18 protein-coding genes are annotated in these 21,492 nt (G+C 64.4%); 1 reads left to right on the top strand and 17 read right to left on the bottom strand.

The window, feature by feature from the left end; genetic code table 11:
- Positions 1-75: 75 nt before the first annotated feature.
- Together CFB41_RS00600 and hemE are read right to left on the bottom strand one after the other, a co-directional pair.
- Entirely contained in the window at positions 76-2,337 is a 2,262-nt protein-coding gene (locus CFB41_RS00600; RefSeq protein ID WP_089455344.1) for a primosomal protein N', read from the bottom strand.
- Positions 2,338-2,791: 454 nt separating this feature from the next.
- Positions 2,792-3,886, bottom strand: a complete 1,095-nt coding sequence (hemE, locus tag CFB41_RS00595; protein ID WP_278190121.1) for a uroporphyrinogen decarboxylase — start codon at positions 3,884-3,886, stop codon at positions 2,792-2,794.
- Positions 3,887-4,035: 149 nt separating this feature from the next.
- On the opposite strand from hemE, the gene CFB41_RS00590 reads away from it, so the two are divergent.
- A complete protein-coding gene (locus CFB41_RS00590) occupies positions 4,036-4,836 on the top strand; it encodes a transporter substrate-binding domain-containing protein (protein ID WP_089455343.1) in 801 nt (266 codons plus the stop codon).
- A 722-nt stretch (positions 4,837-5,558) separates the two neighbouring features.
- Here the strand turns inward: CFB41_RS00590 and CFB41_RS00575 are convergent.
- The 15 genes from CFB41_RS00575 to mnmG form a co-directional block, all read right to left on the bottom strand.
- Positions 5,559-7,286 (bottom strand): AMP-binding protein, encoded by a 1,728-nt coding sequence (locus CFB41_RS00575; RefSeq protein ID WP_089455341.1) that lies wholly within the window; start codon positions 7,284-7,286, stop codon positions 5,559-5,561.
- 254 nt (positions 7,287-7,540) lie between these two features.
- Positions 7,541-7,966, bottom strand: a complete 426-nt coding sequence (locus CFB41_RS00570; protein WP_006477288.1) for a F0F1 ATP synthase subunit epsilon — start codon at positions 7,964-7,966, stop codon at positions 7,541-7,543.
- A 151-nt stretch (positions 7,967-8,117) separates the two neighbouring features.
- Complete coding sequence (gene atpD / locus CFB41_RS00565; RefSeq protein WP_089455340.1) at positions 8,118-9,512, bottom strand: F0F1 ATP synthase subunit beta; 1,395 nt, start codon at positions 9,510-9,512, stop codon at positions 8,118-8,120.
- 66 nt (positions 9,513-9,578) lie between these two features.
- A complete protein-coding gene (gene atpG / locus CFB41_RS00560) occupies positions 9,579-10,454 on the bottom strand; it encodes a F0F1 ATP synthase subunit gamma (protein ID WP_089438921.1) in 876 nt (291 codons plus the stop codon).
- Positions 10,455-10,523: 69 nt separating this feature from the next.
- Complete coding sequence (atpA, locus tag CFB41_RS00555) at positions 10,524-12,065, bottom strand: F0F1 ATP synthase subunit alpha (RefSeq protein ID WP_021160444.1); 1,542 nt, start codon at positions 12,063-12,065, stop codon at positions 10,524-10,526.
- A gap of 44 nt (positions 12,066-12,109) precedes the next feature.
- Positions 12,110-12,649 carry a F0F1 ATP synthase subunit delta gene (locus CFB41_RS00550; RefSeq protein ID WP_089455339.1) on the bottom strand — a complete coding sequence of 180 codons (540 nt, stop codon included), beginning with the start codon at positions 12,647-12,649 and terminating at the stop codon, positions 12,110-12,112.
- 2 nt (positions 12,650-12,651) lie between these two features.
- Positions 12,652-13,122: a F0F1 ATP synthase subunit B gene (locus CFB41_RS00545; RefSeq protein WP_039351436.1), complete on the bottom strand. Its 471-nt coding sequence runs from the start codon at positions 13,120-13,122 to the stop codon at positions 12,652-12,654.
- Positions 13,123-13,251: 129 nt separating this feature from the next.
- A complete protein-coding gene (gene atpE, locus CFB41_RS00540) occupies positions 13,252-13,521 on the bottom strand; it encodes a F0F1 ATP synthase subunit C (RefSeq protein ID WP_006482730.1) in 270 nt (89 codons plus the stop codon).
- 75 nt (positions 13,522-13,596) lie between these two features.
- A complete protein-coding gene (atpB, locus tag CFB41_RS00535; RefSeq protein ID WP_089438919.1) occupies positions 13,597-14,448 on the bottom strand; it encodes a F0F1 ATP synthase subunit A in 852 nt (283 codons plus the stop codon).
- Between the two features lie 109 nt (positions 14,449-14,557).
- On the bottom strand, positions 14,558-15,082 hold the full coding sequence (locus CFB41_RS00530) for an ATP synthase subunit I (RefSeq protein WP_089438918.1): 525 nt from the start codon (positions 15,080-15,082) through the stop codon (positions 14,558-14,560).
- Between the two features lie 565 nt (positions 15,083-15,647).
- Positions 15,648-16,778, bottom strand: a complete 1,131-nt coding sequence (locus tag CFB41_RS00520) for an SLC13 family permease (RefSeq protein WP_089455338.1) — start codon at positions 16,776-16,778, stop codon at positions 15,648-15,650.
- A gap of 10 nt (positions 16,779-16,788) precedes the next feature.
- On the bottom strand, positions 16,789-17,682 hold the full coding sequence (locus CFB41_RS00515; RefSeq protein ID WP_089455441.1) for a ParB/RepB/Spo0J family partition protein: 894 nt from the start codon (positions 17,680-17,682) through the stop codon (positions 16,789-16,791).
- 31 nt (positions 17,683-17,713) lie between these two features.
- A complete protein-coding gene (locus CFB41_RS00510) occupies positions 17,714-18,493 on the bottom strand; it encodes a ParA family protein (protein ID WP_089438916.1) in 780 nt (259 codons plus the stop codon).
- Positions 18,494-18,549: 56 nt separating this feature from the next.
- Positions 18,550-19,236, bottom strand: coding sequence for a 16S rRNA (guanine(527)-N(7))-methyltransferase RsmG (gene rsmG, locus CFB41_RS00505; protein ID WP_089424148.1), 687 nt, complete (start codon positions 19,234-19,236; stop codon positions 18,550-18,552).
- A complete protein-coding gene (gene mnmG / locus CFB41_RS00500; RefSeq protein ID WP_089455337.1) occupies positions 19,233-21,203 on the bottom strand; it encodes a tRNA uridine-5-carboxymethylaminomethyl(34) synthesis enzyme MnmG in 1,971 nt (656 codons plus the stop codon). The genes rsmG and mnmG overlap by 4 nt, the downstream gene beginning before the upstream one ends.
- Positions 21,204-21,492: the final 289 nt, after the last annotated feature.

The following is a 21,492-nucleotide window of genomic DNA, read 5'->3' as shown; positions in this document are numbered from 1 at the left end:
GTACCCGGCCCGGCGGTTGGGAATGCAACGCAGCGGCACGCAGCACGACGGCCGCATGCCGCGCCGCCGCTCAGCTCAGATATCCAGCGGATCGACCTCGACGCTCCATCGCAGCACGCCTTTCAATGCGCGCAGCTCCGGCTGCCATGCGCGCAGCGCATGCTGCAGCGCCGCCCGTGACGCGCTTTCGAGCAGCAACTGCGCGCGATGCACGTTCGCGACCTTGACGATCGTCATCGGCACCGCGTCGTAGACGGTCACGCGATCGGCGCCCGGCAGCCCCGGCAACGCGGCCGCGGCTTGCAGCAGGAACGCGAGCGCGGCGTCCAGCGTGCGCCCTTCGGCGCGCAGCAGCGCCTGGTAAACGAACGGCGGCAGGTGCGCGTCGCGGCGCTCGCCGAGCGTCGAATTCGCGAAGCCGACGTAATCCTGCCGCCCGAGCGCGTGGTACAGCGCGTGGCGCGGGTAACGCGTCTGCACGAGCACCTCGCCCGGCAGCCCGGCACGCCCCGCACGGCCGCTCACCTGCATCAGCTGCGCGAACAGCCGTTCGCTCGCGCGAAAGTCATGCGAGAACAGCGCGGTATCGGCATTGAGCACGCCGACGAGCGACACGCGCTGGAAGTCGTGCCCCTTCGCGATCATCTGCGTGCCGACGAGGATATCGACCTCACCCGCGTGCACATCGGAAAAAAGCGCCTGCGCGCTGCCCTTGCGACGCGTGCTGTCCGCGTCGATCCGCAGCACGCGCGCACCCGGCACAGCCTCGGCGAGCGCCTCCTCGATGCGTTGCGTGCCGCGCCCAAGCGGCGCGATGTCGACGTTCCCGCACTCGGGGCACGACCGCGGAATGCGCGCTTCCCAGCCGCAGTGATGGCAGCGCAGCGCGTGCTCGGGCTTGTGCAGCACGACGTACGCGCTGCAGCGCGGGCAGCCGGCGACCCAGCCGCAGGCGTCGCACGCGAGCTGCGGCGCGTAACCGCGCCGGTTCAGGAACACGAGGCTCTGTTCGCCGCGCTCGAGCCGCGCCTTCAGCGCCGCGACGAGCGGCCCCGACAGCCCGCCCATCGACGCGCGCCCGCGCCGCCGTTCCTCTTCGAGATCGATCAGCCGCACGGTCGGCAGCGTCGCGTCGGCCACCGCGCGGCGCGACAGCGTGAGCCGCGTGTAGCGGCCCTGCTCGGCCTGCCACCAGCTTTCGAGCGACGGCGTCGCCGAGCCGAGCACGACCGTGATGCCGAGCTGCTTCGCGCGCCACACGGCGAGATCGCGCGCCGAGTAGCGCAGCCCTTCCTGCTGCTTGTACGCGGGCTCGTGCTCCTCGTCGACGACGATCAGCGCGAGCGTCGGCATCGACGCGAGCACCGCGAGGCGCGTGCCGAGCACGATCCGCGCGCGGCCCGTATGCGCGGCGAGCCAGTTGCGCGCACGCTCGCCCTCGGCGAGCCCGCTGTGCAGCGTGACGATCGCGTCGTCGGCGAGCGCCCCCGCGAAGCGCGCGCGAAACGCGGCCTCGAACTGTGGCGTCAGGTTGATTTCGGGAACGAGCACGAGCGCCTGCGCATCCGGCCGCGCGTCGAGCAGCGACGCGAGCGCATGCAGATAGACCTCGGTCTTGCCGCTGCCGGTCACGCCGTGCAGCAGGAACGGCGCGAAGCCCTGCGCGGCGCGAATCACGTCGAGCGCCTCGGCCTGCTGGTCCGTGAGCGCCGGCGGCACAGTTCGTCCACCGGCTGCCAACAGGTTATCCACAGCTTTGGGCACAGGCGCATCGGCCCAGCCGATCTCCTCGATGTCGACCCAGCCGCGCGCCGCCCAGTCGTCGAGCGTGGCCGCGGCCTTCGGGTGCAGCGCGCGCGCGTCGGGCAGCGCCAGCGAGCCGGTGTCGACCAGCGCCTGCGCGAGCCGACGCAGCGCGGCGCCGCGCGCGGGCAATGCATCGGGCAGCGCCGCGCGGCCCGCCTCCGTCGGCCGGTACCGCACCTCGGGCGCGAGCAGCCGCCCCCAGCGCCCGGCATCGCGCAGCGCCTGCGGCAACGCCGGCAGCGCGACCTCGCCACGCCCGCGCTGGTAGTAATCCGCGGCGAACGACACGAGCGCGAGCCAGTCCGGCGACAACGGCGGCAGGTCGGTGCAGATCGCGTCGATCGCGCGCAGCCGCGACGGCGGCACGTCGGTGTGAGTCGTCACTTCGCAGACGAGCCCGACGGCCTGCCGCTTGCCGAACGGCACCTGCACGAGCGTGCCAGGCCCCGGCGCCGGTTGCGCGTCGCAGCGGTAGTCGAACAGGGTGGCGAGCGGATGGTCGAGCGCGACGCGCAGATAGGTGCCGCTCATCGCGGCGCTCCGGCGGCGGGATGCGCCGCATGGGCATGGACGGCCGACATCCGCGCCCGCATCGGGGCAGCAAACTTAAAGTAAAACTTCAGATTCGGCGCTAAGTTTTGGATTCGCATTAGGAATCGCCGTATACCCTGCCCAGCCTGTGGATAACTTTGTTGAGAACTCGCCGCTCGACGGCCGCAACGCGCGCCGGGCCGCGCTTTCCGCTGATTTTGCCCGCTTGTTGCGGTGCCCCGCGAAGCCTTATGCCATAAGGCTGCTATTCAAATTACCGAACCATAGCGAGACAAATTGACCGATACAGGGCTCTACCGCGCTGCAACGTGGAAAATGTGTATAAGTCAAGTCTTGACAAGCACTGAATCGGCAACCGGTGCGGGGTTGCGCCCTGTTTAGTGCCGATAGCGAAACGCCGTCACGCCGCAGTGCAGCATGACAGCGCTTGCGTTCAGCCGGCGGCTCCGCTACGGATCGCGCGGCTGTGGCGATGCACTTCGTCGACGAGTTCGGCGACGTGATCGGGCGACGTGAATTGCGAAATGCCGTGCCCGAGGTTGAATACGTGGCCCGGATGGTTGCCATAGCTGTCGAGCACCGCGCGCGCCTGCTCGCGCACCGCGGCCGGCGGCGCAAACAGGATCGTCGGGTCGAGGTTGCCCTGCAGCGCGACCTTGCCCGCGACGCGCTCGCGCGCCTGGCCGAGATTGACCGTCCAGTCGAGCCCCACCGCGTCGACGCCGGTCGCCGCGATCTCCTCGAGCCACAGCCCGCCGCCCTTCGTGAACGTGATCACCGGCACGCGTTCGCCGTCGTGCTCGCGCTTGAGCTGCGACACCACGCGGCGGATATAGTCCAGCGAGAAGCGCTGGTACGCGCCGTCCGCCAGCGCGCCGCCCCACGTATCGAAGATCATCACGGCCTGCGCGCCCGCTTCGATCTGCGCGTTCAGGTACGCGGCCACCGCCTGCGCGTTCACGTCGAGGATCCGGTGCATCAGGTCGGGGCGCGAATACGCCATCGACTTCACCGTGCGGAAGTCGTCCGACCCGCCGCCTTCGACCATGTAGCACGCGAGCGTCCACGGGCTGCCCGAAAAACCGATCAGCGGCACGCGCTGGCGGCCCTGGCCGTCGGTGAGCGCGCGACGGATCTCGCGCACGGCGCCCGTCACGTAGCCGAGCGTTTCCTCGATGTCCGGCACCGCAAGCTTCGCGACGTCGGCCTCGGTACGCACCGGATGCGCGAACTTCGGCCCTTCGCCGACCTGGAAGTCGAGGCCGAGCCCCATCGCGTCCGGAATCGTCAGGATGTCCGAGAACAGGATCGCGGCGTCGAGCGGAAAGCGCTCGAGCGGCTGCAGCGTCACTTCGGTCGCGTAGTCGGGATGCTTCGCGAGACCGAGGAAGCTGCCGGCGCGTGCGCGCGTCGCGTTGTATTCGGGCAGGTAGCGGCCCGCCTGGCGCATCAGCCAGATCGGCGTGTAGTCGGTCGGCTCGCGCAGAAGCGCACGCAGGAAGGTGTCGTTGAGCAGGGTATGGGCCACGGTAGGAGCGACGATGCGAGGGCAAAGCGGCATTTTACCGGACAGCCGCCCTCAGGCTGCGCATGCCGACGCGATGGCGGCCATATGACGCGCGCGATGGCTCCGTTATGATCGGACGCTCATATCGAACGAAACGAAGGAGGAGACCGATGAAGACACTCGCCACGCTCGCCGCGGCCGCACTGCTTTGCTGCACCGCCGCGCACGCGCAGACCGCCACGCTCGCCGCTGCCGCCGCACCGGGCGCCGGCTCGCGGCTCGACGACGTGCTCGCGCGCGGCACGCTGCGCGTGTGCACGACGGGCGACTACAAGCCGTATTCGTACTACCGCGCGGACGGCCGCTTCGAGGGCATCGACATCGACATGGCCGAATCGCTCGCGAAGTCGCTCGGCGTGAAGGCCGACTACGTGAAGACGAGCTGGCCGAACCTGACCGGCGATTTCGTCGCGAAATGCGACATCGCGGTGGGCGGCGTGTCGACGACGCTCGAGCGCCAGAAGCGCGTGTTCTTCACGCAGCCGTACGTCGTCGACGGCAAGACGCCGATCGTGCGCTGCGCGGACGCCGACAAATACCAGAGCGTCGCGCAGATCGACCGGCCGGAAACGCGCGTGATCGTGAACCCGGGCGGCACCAACGAGCGTTTCGCGAAGCAGTATTTCACGCACGCGAACCTCACCGTCTATCCGGACAACGTAACGATCTTCAAGCAGATCCTCGCCGGCAAGGCGGACGTGATGGTGACGGATGCATCCGAGACGCTGCTGCAGCAAAAGCTGAATCCGGGCCTGTGCTCGGTGCACCCGGACAAGCCGTTCCAGTTCGGCGAGAAGGCGTACATGGTGCCGCGCGGCGACGTCGCGTTCCAGCAGTACGTCGACCAGTGGCTGCATCTCGCGCTGTCGACCGGCGAATATCAGGCGATTTCGGATAAATGGTTGAAGTAAGCAGGCTCGTGCGTGGCGGCAGATAGCGGGCACCGACCCCGCCTCCGACGCCCGCAAAAATCGCTGCGCGGCGGTGGCCTCATCACCGCCGTTACACTTCGCTGCGGTGTGCCGACGCCCGGAAAATCGGCCCGGTGCCACCGAATTGGCCGAACGGCCGACTTCCGCGCCTGCCAATCACGTTTCAAAATCTTTCTGACGAATGAATCGTCATGCGCGGTATCGGCCGGACGGCGCATTTTCTCGCGTGCAAATCGGCAATTCGTCGAGCCTGATACGCGTGAAAAACGCATCGTGCGCATGCGCTGAAAACGCTGCGGAAAATATGGGTAAAAATGACCTTTTTCAGGCCCTCAAAAACAGCAAAAAATCCCGGAAAGCCTTATCTGGCGGGCGTTACAACCTGAAACACTTTGTTACCGCGACGGGTCATTAATTCGCCCACAATGGCCGCAACGGTTTCAACACGGATGCGGTCTCGTGTGCCAAGTGTGAGCGGACGCGAAGCGCTGCGAGCCAGTCGGTCACGTACCGAAGCCCTTCCGAGGGGCATCCCTGTTGGAGTCGTTTCCGGCCCCCCGCCGGATTCGGTTTCATCTTTGGTCTCCTCGCGCTAACCCCGTAGCGTGTGGTTTTTAGCGGGCTAATAAGCCCGCTTTTTTTCGTCCATCGAAAACGCAACGGCCCGCAGGCTGCCGCGTTTTTCCCGCCTTCATGCCGCGCTACGCGGTCTTCTGCACGTCGAGCTTCAATTCCTCGATCATCCGGTCGCGCATCACGAACTTCTGCACCTTGCCCGTCACCGTCATCGGCAGCTCGTCGACGAAGCGGATGTAGCGCGGGATCTTGTAGTGCGCGATCTGCCCGTGGCAGAACGCACGCACGTCGTCCTCCGTCATCTGCTCGTCCGCGCGCAGCACGATCCACGCGCACAGCTCCTCGCCGTACTTCGCATCGGGCACGCCGAATACCTGCGCGCTCTGAATCTTCGGATGCCGAAACAGGAATTCCTCGATCTCGCGCGGATAGACGTTCTCGCCGCCGCGAATCACCATGTCCTTCAGCCGGCCGACGATGTTGCAGTAGCCGTCCGCATCGAGCGTCGCGAGGTCGCCCGTATGCATCCAGCCGTCCACCAGCACCTCGCGCGTCTTCGCGTCGTCGTCCCAGTAGCCGAGCATCACCGAATAGCCCTTCGTGCACAGCTCGCCCGTCGTGCCGAGCGGCACGATCGCGCCGCCCGGATCGACGATTTTCACTTCCAGGTGCGGCTGGATGCGCCCGACCGTCGTCGTGCGCTTCTCGAGCGGATCGTCGGTCGAGCTCTGGAACGACACGGGGCTCGTTTCCGTCATCCCGTACGCGATCGTGATCTCCGACAGGTGCATCTGCGACACGACGCGCTTCATCGTCTCGATCGGGCACGGCGAGCCGGCCATGATCCCGGTGCGCAGCGTCGACAGGTCGAATTTCGCGAACTCGGGGTGATCGAGCTCGGCGATGAACATCGTCGGCACGCCGTGCAGCGCGGTGCAACGTTCTTCGGCCACCGCCGCGAGCGTCGCGACCGGGTCGAACGCTTCACCGGGGAACACCATCGCCGCGCCCTTCGACACGCACGCGAGCACCGCGAGCACCATCCCGAAGCAGTGATACAGCGGCACCGGGATGCACAGCGTGTCCTGCTCGGTAAAACGCATCGCCGTCGCGATCGAGCGCCCGTTGTTGACGACGTTGCGGTGCGTGAGCGTCGCGCCCTTCGGGCTGCCCGTCGTGCCGCTCGTGAACTGGATGTTGATCGGCTCGTTGGCCGAGAGCGTCGCGCCGATCGCATCGAGCAATGCGGGATCGACGGCCTGGCGGCCGCTCGCCATCAGGTCCGCGAAGCGGAACATGCCGGCCGGCGCGACGTCGCCCATCGACACGACCGTGCGCAGGCTCGGCACGCGCGCCGCATGGAGATCGCCCGGCGTCGCGGTCGCGAGCTCCGGCGCGATGGTCTGCAGCATCTCGACGTACGCGGACGTCTTGAAGCGCTCGGCAGCGATCACGGCCTTGCAGCCGACCTTGTTCAGCGCGTATTCGAGCTCCGACAGCCGGTAGGCCGGATTGATGTTGACGAGCACCGCGCCGATCCGCGCGGTCGCGAACTGCGTGAGCAGCCATTCGCTGCGGTTCGGCGACCAGATGCCGACGCGATCGCCCTTCACGATGCCGAGCGAGGCCAGGCCCGCGGCCAGCACGTCGACCTCGTTCGCGAACTCGCGCCAGGTCCAGCGCACCTGCTGCTCGCGGAACACGACGGCCGGACGATCGGGAAAGCGCCCGGCCGTGTCGAGCAGGAACCGGCCGATCGTCGCTTCGGAGAGCGGCACGTCGGTCGTGCCGCGCACATACGACAAGCCGTTTTCGGGCGCGATCAGCGCGCCTACGCCAAGGTCTGCTGCCATGAATGTCTCCGTCCTTTTTGTCTGGTCGGCCTGCGCGCGCCTTCGGCGCCCGCCTCCGCCGCGCACTCGCGACGAACGGCCTCCACGCGGATGATGACGCGCGTGGCTGACGACACTCTGACATCAAATCACGGCGAACGGATGAAATAGCACGACCGGACGGAATGATCCGGCCCGCAAAAATCAGACGAACCCGACGGACGAAAAAAAAGCAGCCCGAAGGCTGCTTTCTTTCGCGGGATACGCGGCGCGGCTCAGTGCCGGCTGCGAATCTTCGCCAGACGCTGGATCGCCTCGAGCTGCGCCATCGCGGTCGCGAGCTCGGATTGCGCCTTCGCGAGGTCGAGATCCGACTTCGCGTTCTGCAGCGTTTCCTCGGCACGCTTGCGTGCTTCCTCGGCTTTCGCCGCGTCGAGGTCCTTGCCGCGGATCGCGGTATCGGCGAGCACCGTCACGGCGCCCGGCTGCACTTCGAGAATGCCGCCCGCGACGAACACGAATTCGTCGTTGCCGCCCTCGACTTCGATGCGCACCGCACCCGGACGAATCCGCGTGATCAGCGGCGTGTGGCCCGGCAGAATGCCCAGCTCACCCGTTTCGCCCGGCAGCGCGACGAATTTCGCCTCGCCCGAGAAGATCTGCTCTTCCGCGCTGACGACGTCTACTTTGATGGTTGCCATATCGACTCCTGTCGATCGGAGCGGGCGCTAAAACGCCCACTTCGATCCCATGCACGGCGGATTGAGCATAGTGCGTGGGTGCCGTGTCTCCTATCGCCAGCGCTATAGGAGAATCAACGGCCAACGGCACCCGCTGCGTTACACCCGACCCTTACGAGATCTTCTTGGCCTTTTCGAAGGCTTCGTCGATCGTGCCGACCATGTAGAACGCCTGTTCCGGCAGGTGGTCGCACTCGCCGTCGACGATCATCTTGAAGCCGCGGATCGTTTCCTTCAGCGGCACGTACTTGCCCGGCGAGCCCGTGAACACTTCAGCAACGTGGAACGGCTGCGACAGGAAACGCTGGATCTTACGCGCGCGCGCGACCGACAGCTTGTCTTCCGGCGACAGTTCGTCCATGCCCAGAATCGCGATGATGTCGCGCAGTTCCTTGTAGCGCTGCAGCGTCTGCTGAACGCGACGGGTGATCGAGTAGTGCTCTTCACCGATCACGTTCGGGTCGATCTGGCGCGACGTCGAGTCGAGCGGGTCGACCGCCGGGTAGATACCCAGCGAAGCGATGTCACGCGACAGAACGACGGTTGCGTCCAGGTGGCCGAAGGTCGTAGCCGGCGACGGGTCGGTCAAGTCATCCGCAGGGACGTACACGGCCTGGACCGACGTAATCGAGCCCTTCTTGGTCGACGTGATGCGCTCTTGCAGCTTGCCCATTTCTTCAGCCAGCGTCGGCTGATAGCCCACTGCCGACGGCATACGGCCAAGCAGTGCCGACACTTCGGTACCGGCCAGCGTGAAACGGTAGATGTTGTCGACGAAGAACAGCACGTCGAGGCCTTCGTCACGGAAGTGCTCGGCCATCGTCAGGCCGGTCAGCGCGACGCGCAGACGGTTGCCCGGCGGCTCGTTCATCTGGCCGTACACCAGCGCGACCTTGTCGAGAACGTTCGAGTCCTTCATTTCGTGGTAGAAGTCGTTCCCTTCACGGGTACGCTCGCCCACGCCCGCGAACACGGAGTAACCGCCGTGTTCCTTCGCGATGTTGTTGATGAGCTCCATCATGTTGACGGTCTTGCCCACGCCAGCACCGCCGAACAGGCCAACCTTGCCGCCCTTTGCGAACGGGCAGATCAGGTCGATGACCTTGATACCCGTTTCGAGCAGTTCGGTCGACGGCGACAGTTCGTCGAACGCCGGCGCCTTCTGGTGGATCGAACGCGTCGTTTCGCTTTCGATCGGGCCAGCTTCGTCGATCGGACGGCCAAGCACGTCCATGATTCGGCCGAGGGTCGGCTTGCCGACCGGCACCGAGATCGGCTTTGCCGTGTTCTTCACGGTCAGGCCGCGGCGCAGGCCGTCGGATGCACCCAGACAGATGGTACGGACAATGCCGTCGCCCAGCTGCTGCTGGACTTCGAGCGTCAGTTCCGAGCCATCGAGAATGAGCGCGTCGTAGATCTTCGGCATGCTGTCGCGCGGGAATTCCACGTCGATAACGGCGCCGATGCACTGTACGATCTTGCCTTCTACCAAAGCAGCAGTACTCATCGCTTTTCCTTTAAATACCTGATTCTTTACTCGCGCAAAGGCGCAGTTGTCGTCCCGGGCGCGCGCTTAAACAGCGGCTGCGCCGCCGACGATCTCCGACAGTTCTTTCGTGATCGCGGCCTGACGGCTCTTGTTGTATACGAGCTGCAGTTCGCTGATCACCGTCTTCGCGTTGTCGGACGCGGCCTTCATCGCGACCATGCGCGCCGATTGCTCGGACGCCATGTTTTCCGCGACGGCCTGGTACACCAGCGCCTCGACGTAACGCACGAGCAGTTCGTCGACGACTGCCTGCGCGTCCGGCTCGTAGATGTAGTCCCACGACGTGGCCGGCGTACCATCGTCGGCTTCGAAGTGTTCCGACGACAGCGGCAGCAGCTGCTCGATCACGGCTTCCTGCTTCATCGTGTTGACGAAGCGCGTGTAAGCGATATAAACCGCCGACAGCTTGCCTTCCGAGTACAGGTCGAGCTGCGTCTTCACGGCGCCGATCAGCTTGTCCAGATGCGGGGTGTCGCCGAGGTGCACGACCTGCGACATCACCTTCGCGCCGAAGCGGTTCAGGAACCCGAGGCCCTTGCTACCGATCGCGGTGGCTTCGACCTTCTGGCCCTTCTCTTCCAGCTCCTTGAACTTCTGCACCGTCGCACGCAGCACGTTGGTGTTCAGACCACCGCACAGCCCCTTGTCCGTCGTGACGAGGATGATGCCGGCCGTCTTCGCATCTTCGTTCGCCACCATGAACGGGTGGCGGTACTCCGGGTTCGCGCGGCTCATGTGCGCGGCGATGGCACGGACCTTGTCCGCATACGGACGAGCGGCGCGCATGCGTTCCTGCGCGCGGCGCATCTTCGATGCGGCCACCATTTCCATCGCCTTCGTGATCTTGCGCGTGTTCTGCACGCTCTTGATCTTGCCGCGAATTTCCTTCATTCCAGCCATAGCTTGCTCCTTGACCGAAGCGGCGCGGGCGCATCAGCACCCGCGCGGCCTCAGTGTGTCACTCGCGGATCAATAGGCACCGGACTTCTTGAAGGATTCGATCGCCGAGCGCAGTGCGCCTTCGTCGTCCTTCGAGAGATCCTTGGTGTCTTCGATGCGCTTGATGAGGTCAGCGTGGCTGGTCTTCAGGTTTTCGCGCAGGCCCTTCTCGAACGACAGCACTTGCTTGACGTCGAGGTCGTCGAGGTAGCCGTTGTTGGCGGCGTACAGCGACACGGCCAGTTCCCACACCTGCAGCGGCTGGTACTGCGGCTGCTTCAGCAGTTCCGTCACGCGGCGGCCGCGCTCGAGCTGCTTGCGGGTCGCTTCGTCGAGGTCCGATGCGAACTGGGCGAATGCCGCCAGTTCACGATACTGCGCGAGGTCGGTACGGATACCGCCCGACAGCTTCTTCACGACCTTCGTCTGCGCGGCGCCACCGACTCGCGACACCGACACGCCGGCGTTGATTGCCGGGCGGATGCCTGCGTTGAACAGGTCGGTTTCCAGGAAGATCTGGCCGTCGGTAATCGAGATCACGTTCGTCGGAACGAACGCGGTCACGTCGCCAGCCTGCGTTTCGATGACCGGCAGTGCCGTCAGCGAGCCGCTCTTGCCCTTCACTTCGCCGTTCGTGAACTTCTCGACGTACTCTTCCGACACGCGAGCAGCACGCTCGAGCAGACGCGAGTGGAGATAGAACACGTCGCCCGGGTACGCTTCACGGCCCGGCGGGCGGCGCAGCAGCAGCGAGATCTGACGGTATGCCCAAGCCTGCTTGGTCAAGTCGTCATAGATGATCAGCGCGTCCTGGCCGCGGTCGCGGAAGTATTCGCCCATCGTGCAGCCGGCGTACGGTGCGAGGTACTGCATCGCTGCCGAATCCGAAGCCGAAGCGGCGACGACGATCGTGTATTCCATCGCGCCCGTTTCTTCGAGCTTGCGAACCACGTTCATGATCGACGAAGCCTTCTGGCCGATCGCGACGTAGATACAGATCAGGTCCTTGCCCTTCTGGTTGATGATCGCGTCGAGCGCCACCGCGGTCTTGCCGCACTGACGGTCGCCGATGATCAGCTCACGCTGGCCACGGCCGATCGGCACCATTGCGTCGATCGACTTGATGCCCGTCTGCACCGGCTGCGACACCGACTTACGCCAGATCACGCCCGGGGCGATCTTTTCGATCGCGTCGGTCAGCTTGGCGTTGACCGGGCCCTTGCCGTCGATCGGGTTGCCGAGCGCATCGACCACGCGGCCGACGAGTTCCGGACCAACCGGGACTTCGAGAATGCGGCCCGTCGTCTTGACGATGTCGCCTTCCGAGATGTGTTCGTATTCGCCGAGAATCACCGCGCCGACCGAGTCGCGCTCGAGGTTCAGCGCGAGGCCGAACGTGTTGCCCGGAAACTCGAGCATTTCGCCCTGCATCACGTCCGACAGGCCGTGGATACGCACGATACCGTCGGTCACGGAGATCACGGTGCCCTGGTTGCGAACGTCTGCGCTCGCTTCAAGGCCCTGGATCCGGCTCTTGATCAGCTCGCTGATCTCAGAGGGATTGAGTTGCATTATTCGCTCCTGATAGTCAATTCTGTTGCGTGCCGGCGTGGCGCTCAGGCGGTCAACGCAGCCTGCATCGATGCGAGGCGCGCGCGAACCGAGGTGTCGAGCACTTCGTCGCCGACCGTCACGCGCACGCCGCCGATCAGCGACGAATCGACTGCGACCGTCGGTTTCAGCTTGCGCTTGAACTTGCGTTCGAGGCCCGAGACGAGACTCTCGAGATCCGCGCCGTTCAGCGGGAACGCGCTCACGATCTCGACGTCGGCTGCACCTTCACGTTCGTTCTTGAGCGCCTCGAACTGCTCGGCGATTTCCGGCAGCAGCGCGATGCGATGATTGTCGACCAGCATCTGCACGAAGTTCTTCGCTTCGGCGCCAGCTCCGAGCGGCGACTTCACCGCAGCAAGCAGCAACTCGGCTACTTGCGTGCGCGTCACCTTCGGGCTCGACGCGACCGACAGGACTTCCGGCAGACGCGCAACCTGGGCCAGCTCTTGCACGAGCGTGGACCAGGCGGCGATGTCACCGCCCTCGGCCACGCGGAACAGCGCTTCTGCGTAAGGGCGGGCGATGGTTGCAAGTTCGGCCATGATCAGAGCTCGGCTTTCAGTTGATTCAGCAGTTGGGCGTGGGCCGTTTGATCGACTTCGCGCTTCAGGATCTGCTCGGCGCCCTTCACGGCCAGCGTGGCGACTTCACCACGCAGCGCTTCGCGCGCCTTCACGATTTGCTGTTCTGCTTCCGCCTTCGCCTGGGCGATGATGCGGGCGGCTTCAGCCTGGGCGTTGGCCTTGATTTCCTCGGCGACCGCCTGGGCACGCTTTTCAGCGTCGGCGATGCGCTGCTGGCCGTCATTGCGGGCCTGCGCGAGTTCCTGGTCCACGCGCTTGTGCGCTGCGTCGAGTTCTGCCTTGCCCTTCTCGGCGGCGGCGAGGCCGTCGGCGATCTTCTTCGAACGTTCGTCGAGGGCGTTGATCAACGGCGGCCACACGAATTTCATCGTGAACCACGCGAGGACCAGGAACACGACCATTTGCGCAAACAGAGTTGCGTTGAGATTCACGGTGTTTCCTTATCTGCTATTCCGGAAAAATGAAACGGTAAGGCGCTCATCGAGTTGCATTCGATCAGCGCCCCAAGTCTCCGTTCCGCCCTGCGCCGGCTTGCGCCGGACGCATATTTCCGAGGAACCTTAGCCTGCGAGCTTCGACAGGAGCGGGTTCGCGAACGCGAACAGCATTGCAACACCCACGCCGATCAGGAATGCCGCGTCGATCAGACCAGCCAGCAGGAACATCTTCGTTTGCAGCGGGTTGATGAGTTCCGGCTGACGTGCGCAGGCTTCGATGTACTTACCACCCATCAGCGCGATACCGATACAGGCGCCGATTGCACCCAGGCCGATGATGATGCCGATACCGATGGCGGTCAGACCCTGGATGTTGGCGATGTAAGCTTGCATGATCACTCCTTTGTGAAAAGACTTGGAACTGAGATTTAAAAAACTAAAACGGAAACTCTTTGTTGCACGCCGCGCTTAGTGCTTGTCGTGCGCCTGGCCGAGATACACCAGCGTCAGCATCATGAAAATGAATGCCTGCAACAGAACAATCAGAATGTGGAAGATTGCCCAGACGCTACCCGCGATCACATGACCAACGAAGCCGAGGAACGTTGCGTCGCCACCGAAGCTCCACATGCTGCCGAGCAGGGCGATCAACAGGAACAACAGCTCACCCGCGTACATGTTGCCGAACAGCCGCATACCGAGGGAGACGGTCTTCGCGAGATATTCGACGATGTTGAGCGCGAGGTTCGGGATCCACAGCAGCGGGTGGGCGCCAAACGGTGCCGACAGCAGCTCATGCACAAAGCCGCCCGCGCCCTTGATCTTGATGCTGTAGTAGATCATCAGGACGAACACGCCGAGCGCGATGCCGAGCGTGCCGTTCAGGTCGGCCGTCGGGACGATGCGATGGTGGGAAATCACGTCCGACAGACCAAGCAGGCCGATCACGCGGCCCGGCAGGTCGACCGGGAGGAAGTCGAGGGAGTTCATCAGCGCGACCCACACGAACACCGTGAGTGCGAGCGGGGCGATGAAGGCACGATTGCCGTGAACGATGGCCTTCGATTGGTCTTCGACCATCTCGACGAGCATCTCGATCGCGCACTGGAAACGGCCCGGCACGCCCGACGTCGCCTTGCGGGCGGCCAGACGCAGCACGATGATCGTCACGATGCCGCAAACGATCGACCAGAACAGCGTGTCGAGATTCCAGACGTGGATGTCGAAAATCGACGTCTGATGCGAGGTGGAGAAATTCTGCAAGTGGTGCGCAATGTACTCGGACGGATCCGGACCGCGCGTGCCTTCGCTAGCTGCCATATCGTTAATGCCACCCAAATTGTCGAAAATCGTTTTGCCTGTTCCGCAACACGCTATTGCGGGAACGGGCTGGTGCGGTTCGTTGTCGAAACCGCACGCTGCTTGTTCCTTACCGCCAGGCCAGCGCGATCCAGTACGTCTTCAGCACGACGAGGTACGTGACGAGGAACGGCACCCAGTGCACGCCGGACCAGCCGAACGCCACTGCAGTGAACATCCCGATCGTCAGAGCGAGCTTCAGGGCTTCGCCCATCACCCAGCTCATCACGGTGGCCGAGCCACCTGCCTTCAGTCGTGCCACGAATACCGCACTGGGCACCCAGCCGATCGCTCCGCCCAGAAACGCGGATTGCGCAGCGGCGCCCGGCGACTTTGAAAACAGCCACCACGCCAGCGTTGCAACCAGGGACAGAACCACTTGCGCGAGGACCACCTTATAGGGGGTCACGCGCGAGGGCTTGCTCACGTTCGGGCCGAACAGCTTTTCGGCGTCTGCCCGCGTGAGCGGAACGATGTTGTTATCTTGTTGCTCGGCATCCCAGTCATCGTCGAATTCGCGCCGCTCGCCGGCCGCTGAAGCGGTGCGTTGCGTGCGCTGATCATCGTGCCTGTCGTCCGGCGCCTGACCCGCCATCGCAATCTTCCGCAAAATCCTTGAACCCGGCCCCAAGCTTTCTGAAAGCTTTCAGGGGTGCCTAGCTAACAAATCCGGGCGATTGTAAGCGATAGTTGCAAGTGATTCAAGGCTTTAGACGCGACAAAAACCTGCGTAAAACGACGCCTCATCATGTGAAAAAACGGGCGATTCGACGACGTACGATGACAGTTGTAAGGTCGCTTTTTTGCACCGGTATTTCTTGCCCGAAAAATCCGGCGACGACGGAATGGCGAGGAAACGACGCCCGGCGCGGGCGCCGTCGAGGCGGCACGATCACCACCCAGAACCCGCGCCGTGACGCGGCTCCGACCTCAGGCTCGGCACGAAGCCCCGAACAGCCGAAACACTGTGATCACCCGGCCACGTCCGATGCACGAAATCCGGACTGACGCTGACGCGGCGAATTATCCAATCAGTTGTCATGCCACCACAGTCGATCGACTGTGGATTGCGGCACTTATCAACAGCCCGCACCAGCGCGAATGCTGTGCGCCCTCCCCACCACCCGAATGGCACGCCTGTGCCACACGCATCACGTCGTTCAACCGTGAACGAGCAGCCACGCGCCGAGTGCCGCGCTCACGAGCGCGAACGGAATCGAGACCAGGTGGAACGGCAACCACATGCGCGGCTCCTTCGCGAGACGCACCGCGATCAGGTTCGCCAGCGAGCCGATCGCGAAACCGAAGCCGCCGACCGATACGCCGAACGCGAGCGCGCGCCAGTCATGCGTGAACTCCGACAGCAGGATCGCGGCCGGCACGTTGCTGATGCCCTGCGACAGCACGGCGCCGGCCGCAAAGATGCGCAGCGGTGAATCGAGATTCGCATGCGCAATCGCGTCATGAATGACGGGCAGCGCAGCCGCGCTGCGCAGCACGACGAACATCAGCACGAAGATCAGCAGCAGCAGCCAGTCGATCTTCAGGACTGCGTCACGTTTGACGACGAGCAGCACGATCGCGACGGCAAGCAGGCCCGGCAGCGGATGGTGCGCATCGGCGAGCAGCACGAAGGCCGCGAACAGCACCGCCGCGATCAGCGCGTGCAGGCGTTGTACGGGAATGGCGACGACGTCGCCGGACAGGTCGAGCGGTTTCGCGCGAAACGCGCACGCGGTCAGCACGAGCAGCAGCGCCATCAGCGCGATCGCGAGCGGCCCGAGCGTGACCACGAAGCGGCCGAACGACACGCCGCTCAACTGCCACAGGAAAAGATTCTGGGGATTGCCGAGCGGCGTCGCGACGGACCCCGCGTTGACGGCCAGCGCGACGACGATCACGAGCCGCCGGAACGGCAGCGGCGTCAGCGCACGCAGCGACACCATCAGCGGCACGACGACGAACAGCGCGACGTCGTTGGTGAGCCACATCGACAGCAACGCGGCGAATCCGACGAGCAGCATCGCGAGCCCGCGCTCGGAGTGCACGTGATGCACGATGCGGTGTGCGAGCCACATCAGGCAGCCGGACAACTCGAGCGCCTTGGTCAGCATCAGCAGGCCCGCGAGCGTCGCGACCGTCTGCCAGTCCACGCGATCGGCCAAAACGGAAAATGGTTGCGGACGCACCCATTGCAGCACAATCAGCCCAACCACGAGCACCGATAGCACGGGCTCCTGCGCAAGCCATCCCAACCACCGGCGCGGCGCCGGTGCGTCCGTCTCCGCCATGCGCCGCCCTTTACTCTTCGGTTGCGACGTTGCCGCGCAGTCGCACGAGAATGCCTTCGAGTGCGTCGAGGTTGCCGAAGTCGATCGTCACCTGCCCTCGCCCGCGGCGGCCAAGCTTGATCTTCACCGTCGACGCGAGCAGGTCTGACAACTCCTCCTCGAGACGGCGCGTATCGCGACCGCCATCGTCCTTCGCGCGCGCCTTCACCGCCGGCGCTTCCTTCGTCGTGTGCGTGACGAGCTTCTCGGTCTCACGCACCGACATGCGCTTGTTGACGACCTGATGGGCAAGCGTGATCTGCGTGGCCGCATCGACGGCGAGCAGCGCGCGCGCATGCCCCATGTCGAGATCACCGGCCAGCAGCATCGTCTGCACCGGCGAAGCCAGGTTCAGCAGGCGCAGCAGGTTCGACACCGCGCTGCGCGAACGGCCGACCGATTCGGCCGCCTGTTCGTGCGTGAAACCGAACTCGTCGAGCAGGCGCTGGATGCCGTGCGCTTCTTCGAGCGGGTTCAGATCCTCGCGCTGGATGTTCTCGATCAGCGCCATCGCCGCGGCGGCCTGATCCGATACGTCCTTCACGAGCACCGGCACTTCATCGAGACCCGCCAGGCGCGCCGCTCGGAAACGGCGCTCGCCCGCGATGATCTCGTATTTATCTGACGAAATAGGCCGTATCAGGATCGGCTGCATCACGCCCTGCGCGCGAATGCTTGCCGCGAGCTCCTGCAGGCTGCCTTCGTCCATCCGCGTACGCGGCTGGTACTTGCCGGCCTGCAGCTTGCCGAGCGCGAGCGTGTTCGGTGCCCCTTCGATCTTCACCGCTTCGGTGATATCGGCACTGCCGCCGAGCAGCGCTTCGAGGCCACGTCCCAAGCCCTTCTTCTTTGGTACCGCGTTCATGTCTTTCTTCCTCGCTTCGCTCATGTCCGGATCACGACACCTCGAACGCGCGAACGCGGTCGATCATCTCGGCTCCGAACTGGAGATACGCTTGCGCACCGCGCGAGCTGCGGTCGAACACCACGCCCGGCAGCCCGTAACTCGGCGCTTCCGCTAGGCGCACGTTACGCGGAATCACCGCGTCGAACACCTTGTCGCCGAAGTGCGCTTTCAGTTGATCGGAGACTTGCTGCTGCAGCGTGATGCGCGGATCGAACATCACGCGCAGCAAGCCGATGATCTTCAGGTCGCGGTTCATGTTCGCGTGAACCTGCTTGATCGTGTTGACGAGGTCCGACAACCCTTCCAGCGCGAAGTACTCGCACTGCATCGGGATCACGACGCCGTGCGCCGCGCACAGTCCGTTCAGCGTCAGCAGCGACAGCGTCGGCGGACAATCGATCAACACGAAGTCGTAGTCGTCGGACACGTGCTCGAGCGCAGCCTTCAGCCGGCGCTCGCGGTTGTCGATGCTGATCAGTTCGATCTCGGCGCCGGACAGCTCGCGATTCGCGGGCAGCACGTCATACGTGACGCCGTCCGGACGGATGCGCGCGTCGGTCACCGACACGCCGTCGACCAGCACCTCGTACACGGTCGCTTCGCAAGCAGCCTTGTCGATCCCGCTGCCCATCGTCGCATTACCCTGCGGGTCGAGATCGATCAGCAGGACTCGTTGCTCCTGCGCTGCAAGGCTTGCGGCGAGATTGACCGATGTCGTCGTCTTGCCGACGCCCCCCTTCTGGTTCGCAACGCAGAAGATCTTTGCCATCGTTGGTGTGTTCCCTTTACCTTCAAACAAACGGCGCGCTACTGCGCGCCTGCCCTTCAATTCGCTTCGTCGACGGCCACTTCGATCAGATGCCGTTCGGCATCGAGCATCGGAACCGCCAGCCGTATCGTCTGCTTCACGCGGCTGCCTTCCGGCAATCGCGCAATCTCGTCGTCCGGATGAACGCCCTTCATCGCCCAGATCGATCCGCCCGGCGCGACCAGATGACGAGCAAGTTTAACGAAGTCGGATAGATCCGCGAAAGCGCGGGATACGATCATGTCGAATTTTTCCGGCACTTCGACGCCCGGCTGAAGCGATTCGACCCGACCGGTGACCACCGACAGGTTCGCGAGCTTCAGCTCCGCGCGCATCTGAGTCTGGAAGGCAGACTTCTTCTGCACGATATCGTTCAGCGTGACCTGCCAGTCCGGCTCGACGATCGCCAGCACGATACCCGGCAACCCGCCGCCCGAGCCCACGTCGAGCACGCGGGCCGATGCACGGCCGCGCAGATGCGGGACGATGGAAAGCGAATCGAGGATGTGCTGGATCAGCATCTGCTTCGGGTCGCGGATCGCGGTCAGGTTGTAGACCGCGTTCCACTTGCCGAGCAGCGCGACGTAGTCGAGCAGCTGGTTGAGTTGTGCATCCGTCAGCGTGAGGTCGAGCGCCGTCGTGCCTTCGACGAGCATCTGTTCCAGTACGTCCCGATTAACCGCCGGCGCGCGACGCGCCGTCATTGTTGCGTCGGGACGGCGCCGTCCCCCTGCGCCGTTGCCTCTGCGGCAGTGCCATTACGGCGACCCAGGCCGCGGCGCTTCAGGTGCACCATCAGCAGCGAGATCGCAGCCGGCGTGACGCCCGAGATGCGCGATGCCTGCCCGATCGTTTCCGGCCGGAACTCGTTGAGCTTCTGGCTCACCTCGAACGACAGGCCGCGGACTTCGCGGTAATCGATACCGTCCGGCAGGCGCGTGTTCTCGTTCGCGTCGTTGCGTTCGATCTCGGAGGCCTGGCGCTCGATATAGCCCTGATACTTGATGCCGATCTCGACCTGCTCCTTGATCTGCTCGAGCATCACCGGATCGTCGGCCAGCGGCTCTGCCGGGCCGCATTCGCCGCCCTTCAAGCCACACACGCCGTCATAGCTGATACCCGGACGACGCAGCAGCTCGGCGAGGCTGTATTCGTGGTCGATCGCCTTGCCGAGGAGCGCGGTCGCCTCTTCCGGCGGCAACGTCTTGGGCGTAACCCACGTCGACTTCAGGCGTTCGGTTTCACGTGAAACAGCGTCGCGCTTCCGGCTGAATGCATCCCAGCGCACGTCGTCGACGAGCCCCAGTTCGCGGCCGATCTCGGTCAGGCGCATGTCGGCATTGTCTTCACGCAGGCTCAGGCGATACTCGGCGCGGCTCGTGAACATCCGGTACGGCTCGGCCACGCCACGCGTCACGAGATCGTCGACCAGCACGCCAAGGTAGGCCTGGTCACGGCGCGGGCACCATGCATCCTTCTCCTGCACATAGCGGCCCGCATTGAGGCCGGCCAGCAGACCCTGCGCGGCCGCTTCTTCATAGCCGGTCGTCCCGTTGATCTGGCCCGCAAAGAACAGACCGTTGATCGCCTTCGTCTCGAGCGACGCCTTCAGCGCACGCGGATCGAAGTAGTCGTACTCGATCGCGTAGCCGGGGCGCAGGATATGTGCGTTCTCGAGGCCGCGCATCGAATGCACGAGCTCGAGCTGGACGTCGAACGGCAGGCTCGTCGAGATCCCGTTCGGATAGAACTCGTTGGTCGTCAGCCCTTCCGGCTCCAGGAAGATCTGGTGTGATTCCTTCGACGCGAACCGGTGAATCTTGTCCTCGATCGATGGGCAATAGCGCGGCCCGACGCCTTCGATCACGCCTGTATACATAGGCGAACGGTCGAGACCGCCACGAATGATGTCGTGCGTGCGCTCGTTCGTGTGCGTGACCCAGCACGGCAGCTGCTGCGGATGCTGCTCCGCGCGGCCCAGGAACGAGAAGACCGGGATCGGATCGAGATCGCCGGGCTGTTCGGTCAGCTGCGAGAAATCGATCGAGCGGCCGTCGATACGCGGCGGCGTACCGGTCTTCAGGCGACCCTGCGGCAGCTTCAGCTCCTTCAGGCGCGACGACAACGACACGGCTGCCGGATCGCCCGCGCGGCCGCCCGTGTAATTGTTCAGGCCGACGTGGATCTTGCCGTCGAGGAACGTGCCGGCGGTCAGCACGACCGCACGGGCGCGGAAGCGGATGCCGATCTGCGTGACGGCGCCCACCACACGGTCGCCTTCGACCATCAGGTCGTCGACGGCCTGCTGGAACAGCCAGAGGTTCGGCTGGTTCTCGAGCCGGTGGCGGATCGCGGCCTTGTACAGGATACGGTCGGCCTGCGCACGCGTCGCGCGCACGGCCGGACCCTTCGACGAATTGAGGATCCGGAACTGAATACCGCTCTCGTCCGTCGCGGCTGCCATTGCGCCGCCCAGCGCATCGACTTCCTTGACCAGATGGCCCTTGCCAATGCCGCCGATCGACGGATTGCAGCTCATCTGCCCAAGCGTTTCGATGTTGTGGGTCAGCAGCAGTGTCTTTGCGCCCATGCGGGCGGACGCCAGCGCAGCTTCGGTGCCGGCATGACCGCCACCGACGACGATGACGTCAAATTCTGTGGGAAAAAGCATGGTGGATTCCGTACGCAGGACTGCGCACGAACCTATCTGAGAAATGTATGGGGCGAATTATAGCGGGTTCGCTTTTCACCCGAATGCCGTCCGAATGGTAGGGTCTGTGCATTTCGTCGATTTTTCGATGTCGGACCGATGAATCTGTGGTTCAGCGCCCATGCCTGCGAAGCTTCCAGGCCATCCCGCCGCACATCGTTGCGCCTGTGCAGAGATCCATGTGCCGGGAAATTTCACGTGGAACATACAACCCGTTCGAGGCCTGTGCCCGCCCAACGCCCCAGCGAAG

This window comes from Burkholderia sp. AU33803 (assembly GCF_002223095.1).
Lineage (GTDB): Bacteria > Pseudomonadota > Gammaproteobacteria > Burkholderiales > Burkholderiaceae > Burkholderia.
This window is presented reverse-complemented; position numbering and strand designations above follow the sequence as displayed.

Excerpts from the sequence above, each read along its gene's own strand:
- atpD (WP_089455340.1), bottom strand. The coding sequence starts at position 9,512 with ATGAGTACTGCTGCTTTGGTAGAAGGCAAGATCGTACAGTGCATCGGC.
- CFB41_RS00510 (WP_089438916.1), bottom strand. The coding sequence starts at position 18,493 with ATGGCAAAGATCTTCTGCGTTGCGAACCAGAAGGGGGGCGTCGGCAAG.
- atpA (WP_021160444.1), bottom strand. The coding sequence starts at position 12,065 with ATGCAACTCAATCCCTCTGAGATCAGCGAGCTGATCAAGAGCCGGATC.
- CFB41_RS00530 (WP_089438918.1), bottom strand. The coding sequence starts at position 15,082 with ATGGCGGGTCAGGCGCCGGACGACAGGCACGATGATCAGCGCACGCAA.
- atpG (WP_089438921.1), bottom strand. The coding sequence starts at position 10,454 with ATGGCTGGAATGAAGGAAATTCGCGGCAAGATCAAGAGCGTGCAGAAC.
- CFB41_RS00520 (WP_089455338.1), bottom strand. The coding sequence starts at position 16,778 with ATGGCGGAGACGGACGCACCGGCGCCGCGCCGGTGGTTGGGATGGCTT.
- CFB41_RS00600 (WP_089455344.1), bottom strand. The coding sequence starts at position 2,337 with ATGAGCGGCACCTATCTGCGCGTCGCGCTCGACCATCCGCTCGCCACC.
- rsmG (WP_089424148.1), bottom strand. The coding sequence starts at position 19,236 with ATGACGGCGCGTCGCGCGCCGGCGGTTAATCGGGACGTACTGGAACAG.
- atpE (WP_006482730.1), bottom strand. The coding sequence starts at position 13,521 with ATGCAAGCTTACATCGCCAACATCCAGGGTCTGACCGCCATCGGTATC.
- CFB41_RS00575 (WP_089455341.1), bottom strand. The coding sequence starts at position 7,286 with ATGGCAGCAGACCTTGGCGTAGGCGCGCTGATCGCGCCCGAAAACGGC.
- CFB41_RS00570 (WP_006477288.1), bottom strand. The coding sequence starts at position 7,966 with ATGGCAACCATCAAAGTAGACGTCGTCAGCGCGGAAGAGCAGATCTTC.
- CFB41_RS00515 (WP_089455441.1), bottom strand. The coding sequence starts at position 17,682 with ATGAACGCGGTACCAAAGAAGAAGGGCTTGGGACGTGGCCTCGAAGCG.
- mnmG (WP_089455337.1), bottom strand. The coding sequence starts at position 21,203 with ATGCTTTTTCCCACAGAATTTGACGTCATCGTCGTCGGTGGCGGTCAT.
- CFB41_RS00550 (WP_089455339.1), bottom strand. The coding sequence starts at position 12,649 with ATGGCCGAACTTGCAACCATCGCCCGCCCTTACGCAGAAGCGCTGTTC.
- CFB41_RS00590 (WP_089455343.1), top strand. The coding sequence starts at position 4,036 with ATGAAGACACTCGCCACGCTCGCCGCGGCCGCACTGCTTTGCTGCACC.
- atpB (WP_089438919.1), bottom strand. The coding sequence starts at position 14,448 with ATGGCAGCTAGCGAAGGCACGCGCGGTCCGGATCCGTCCGAGTACATT.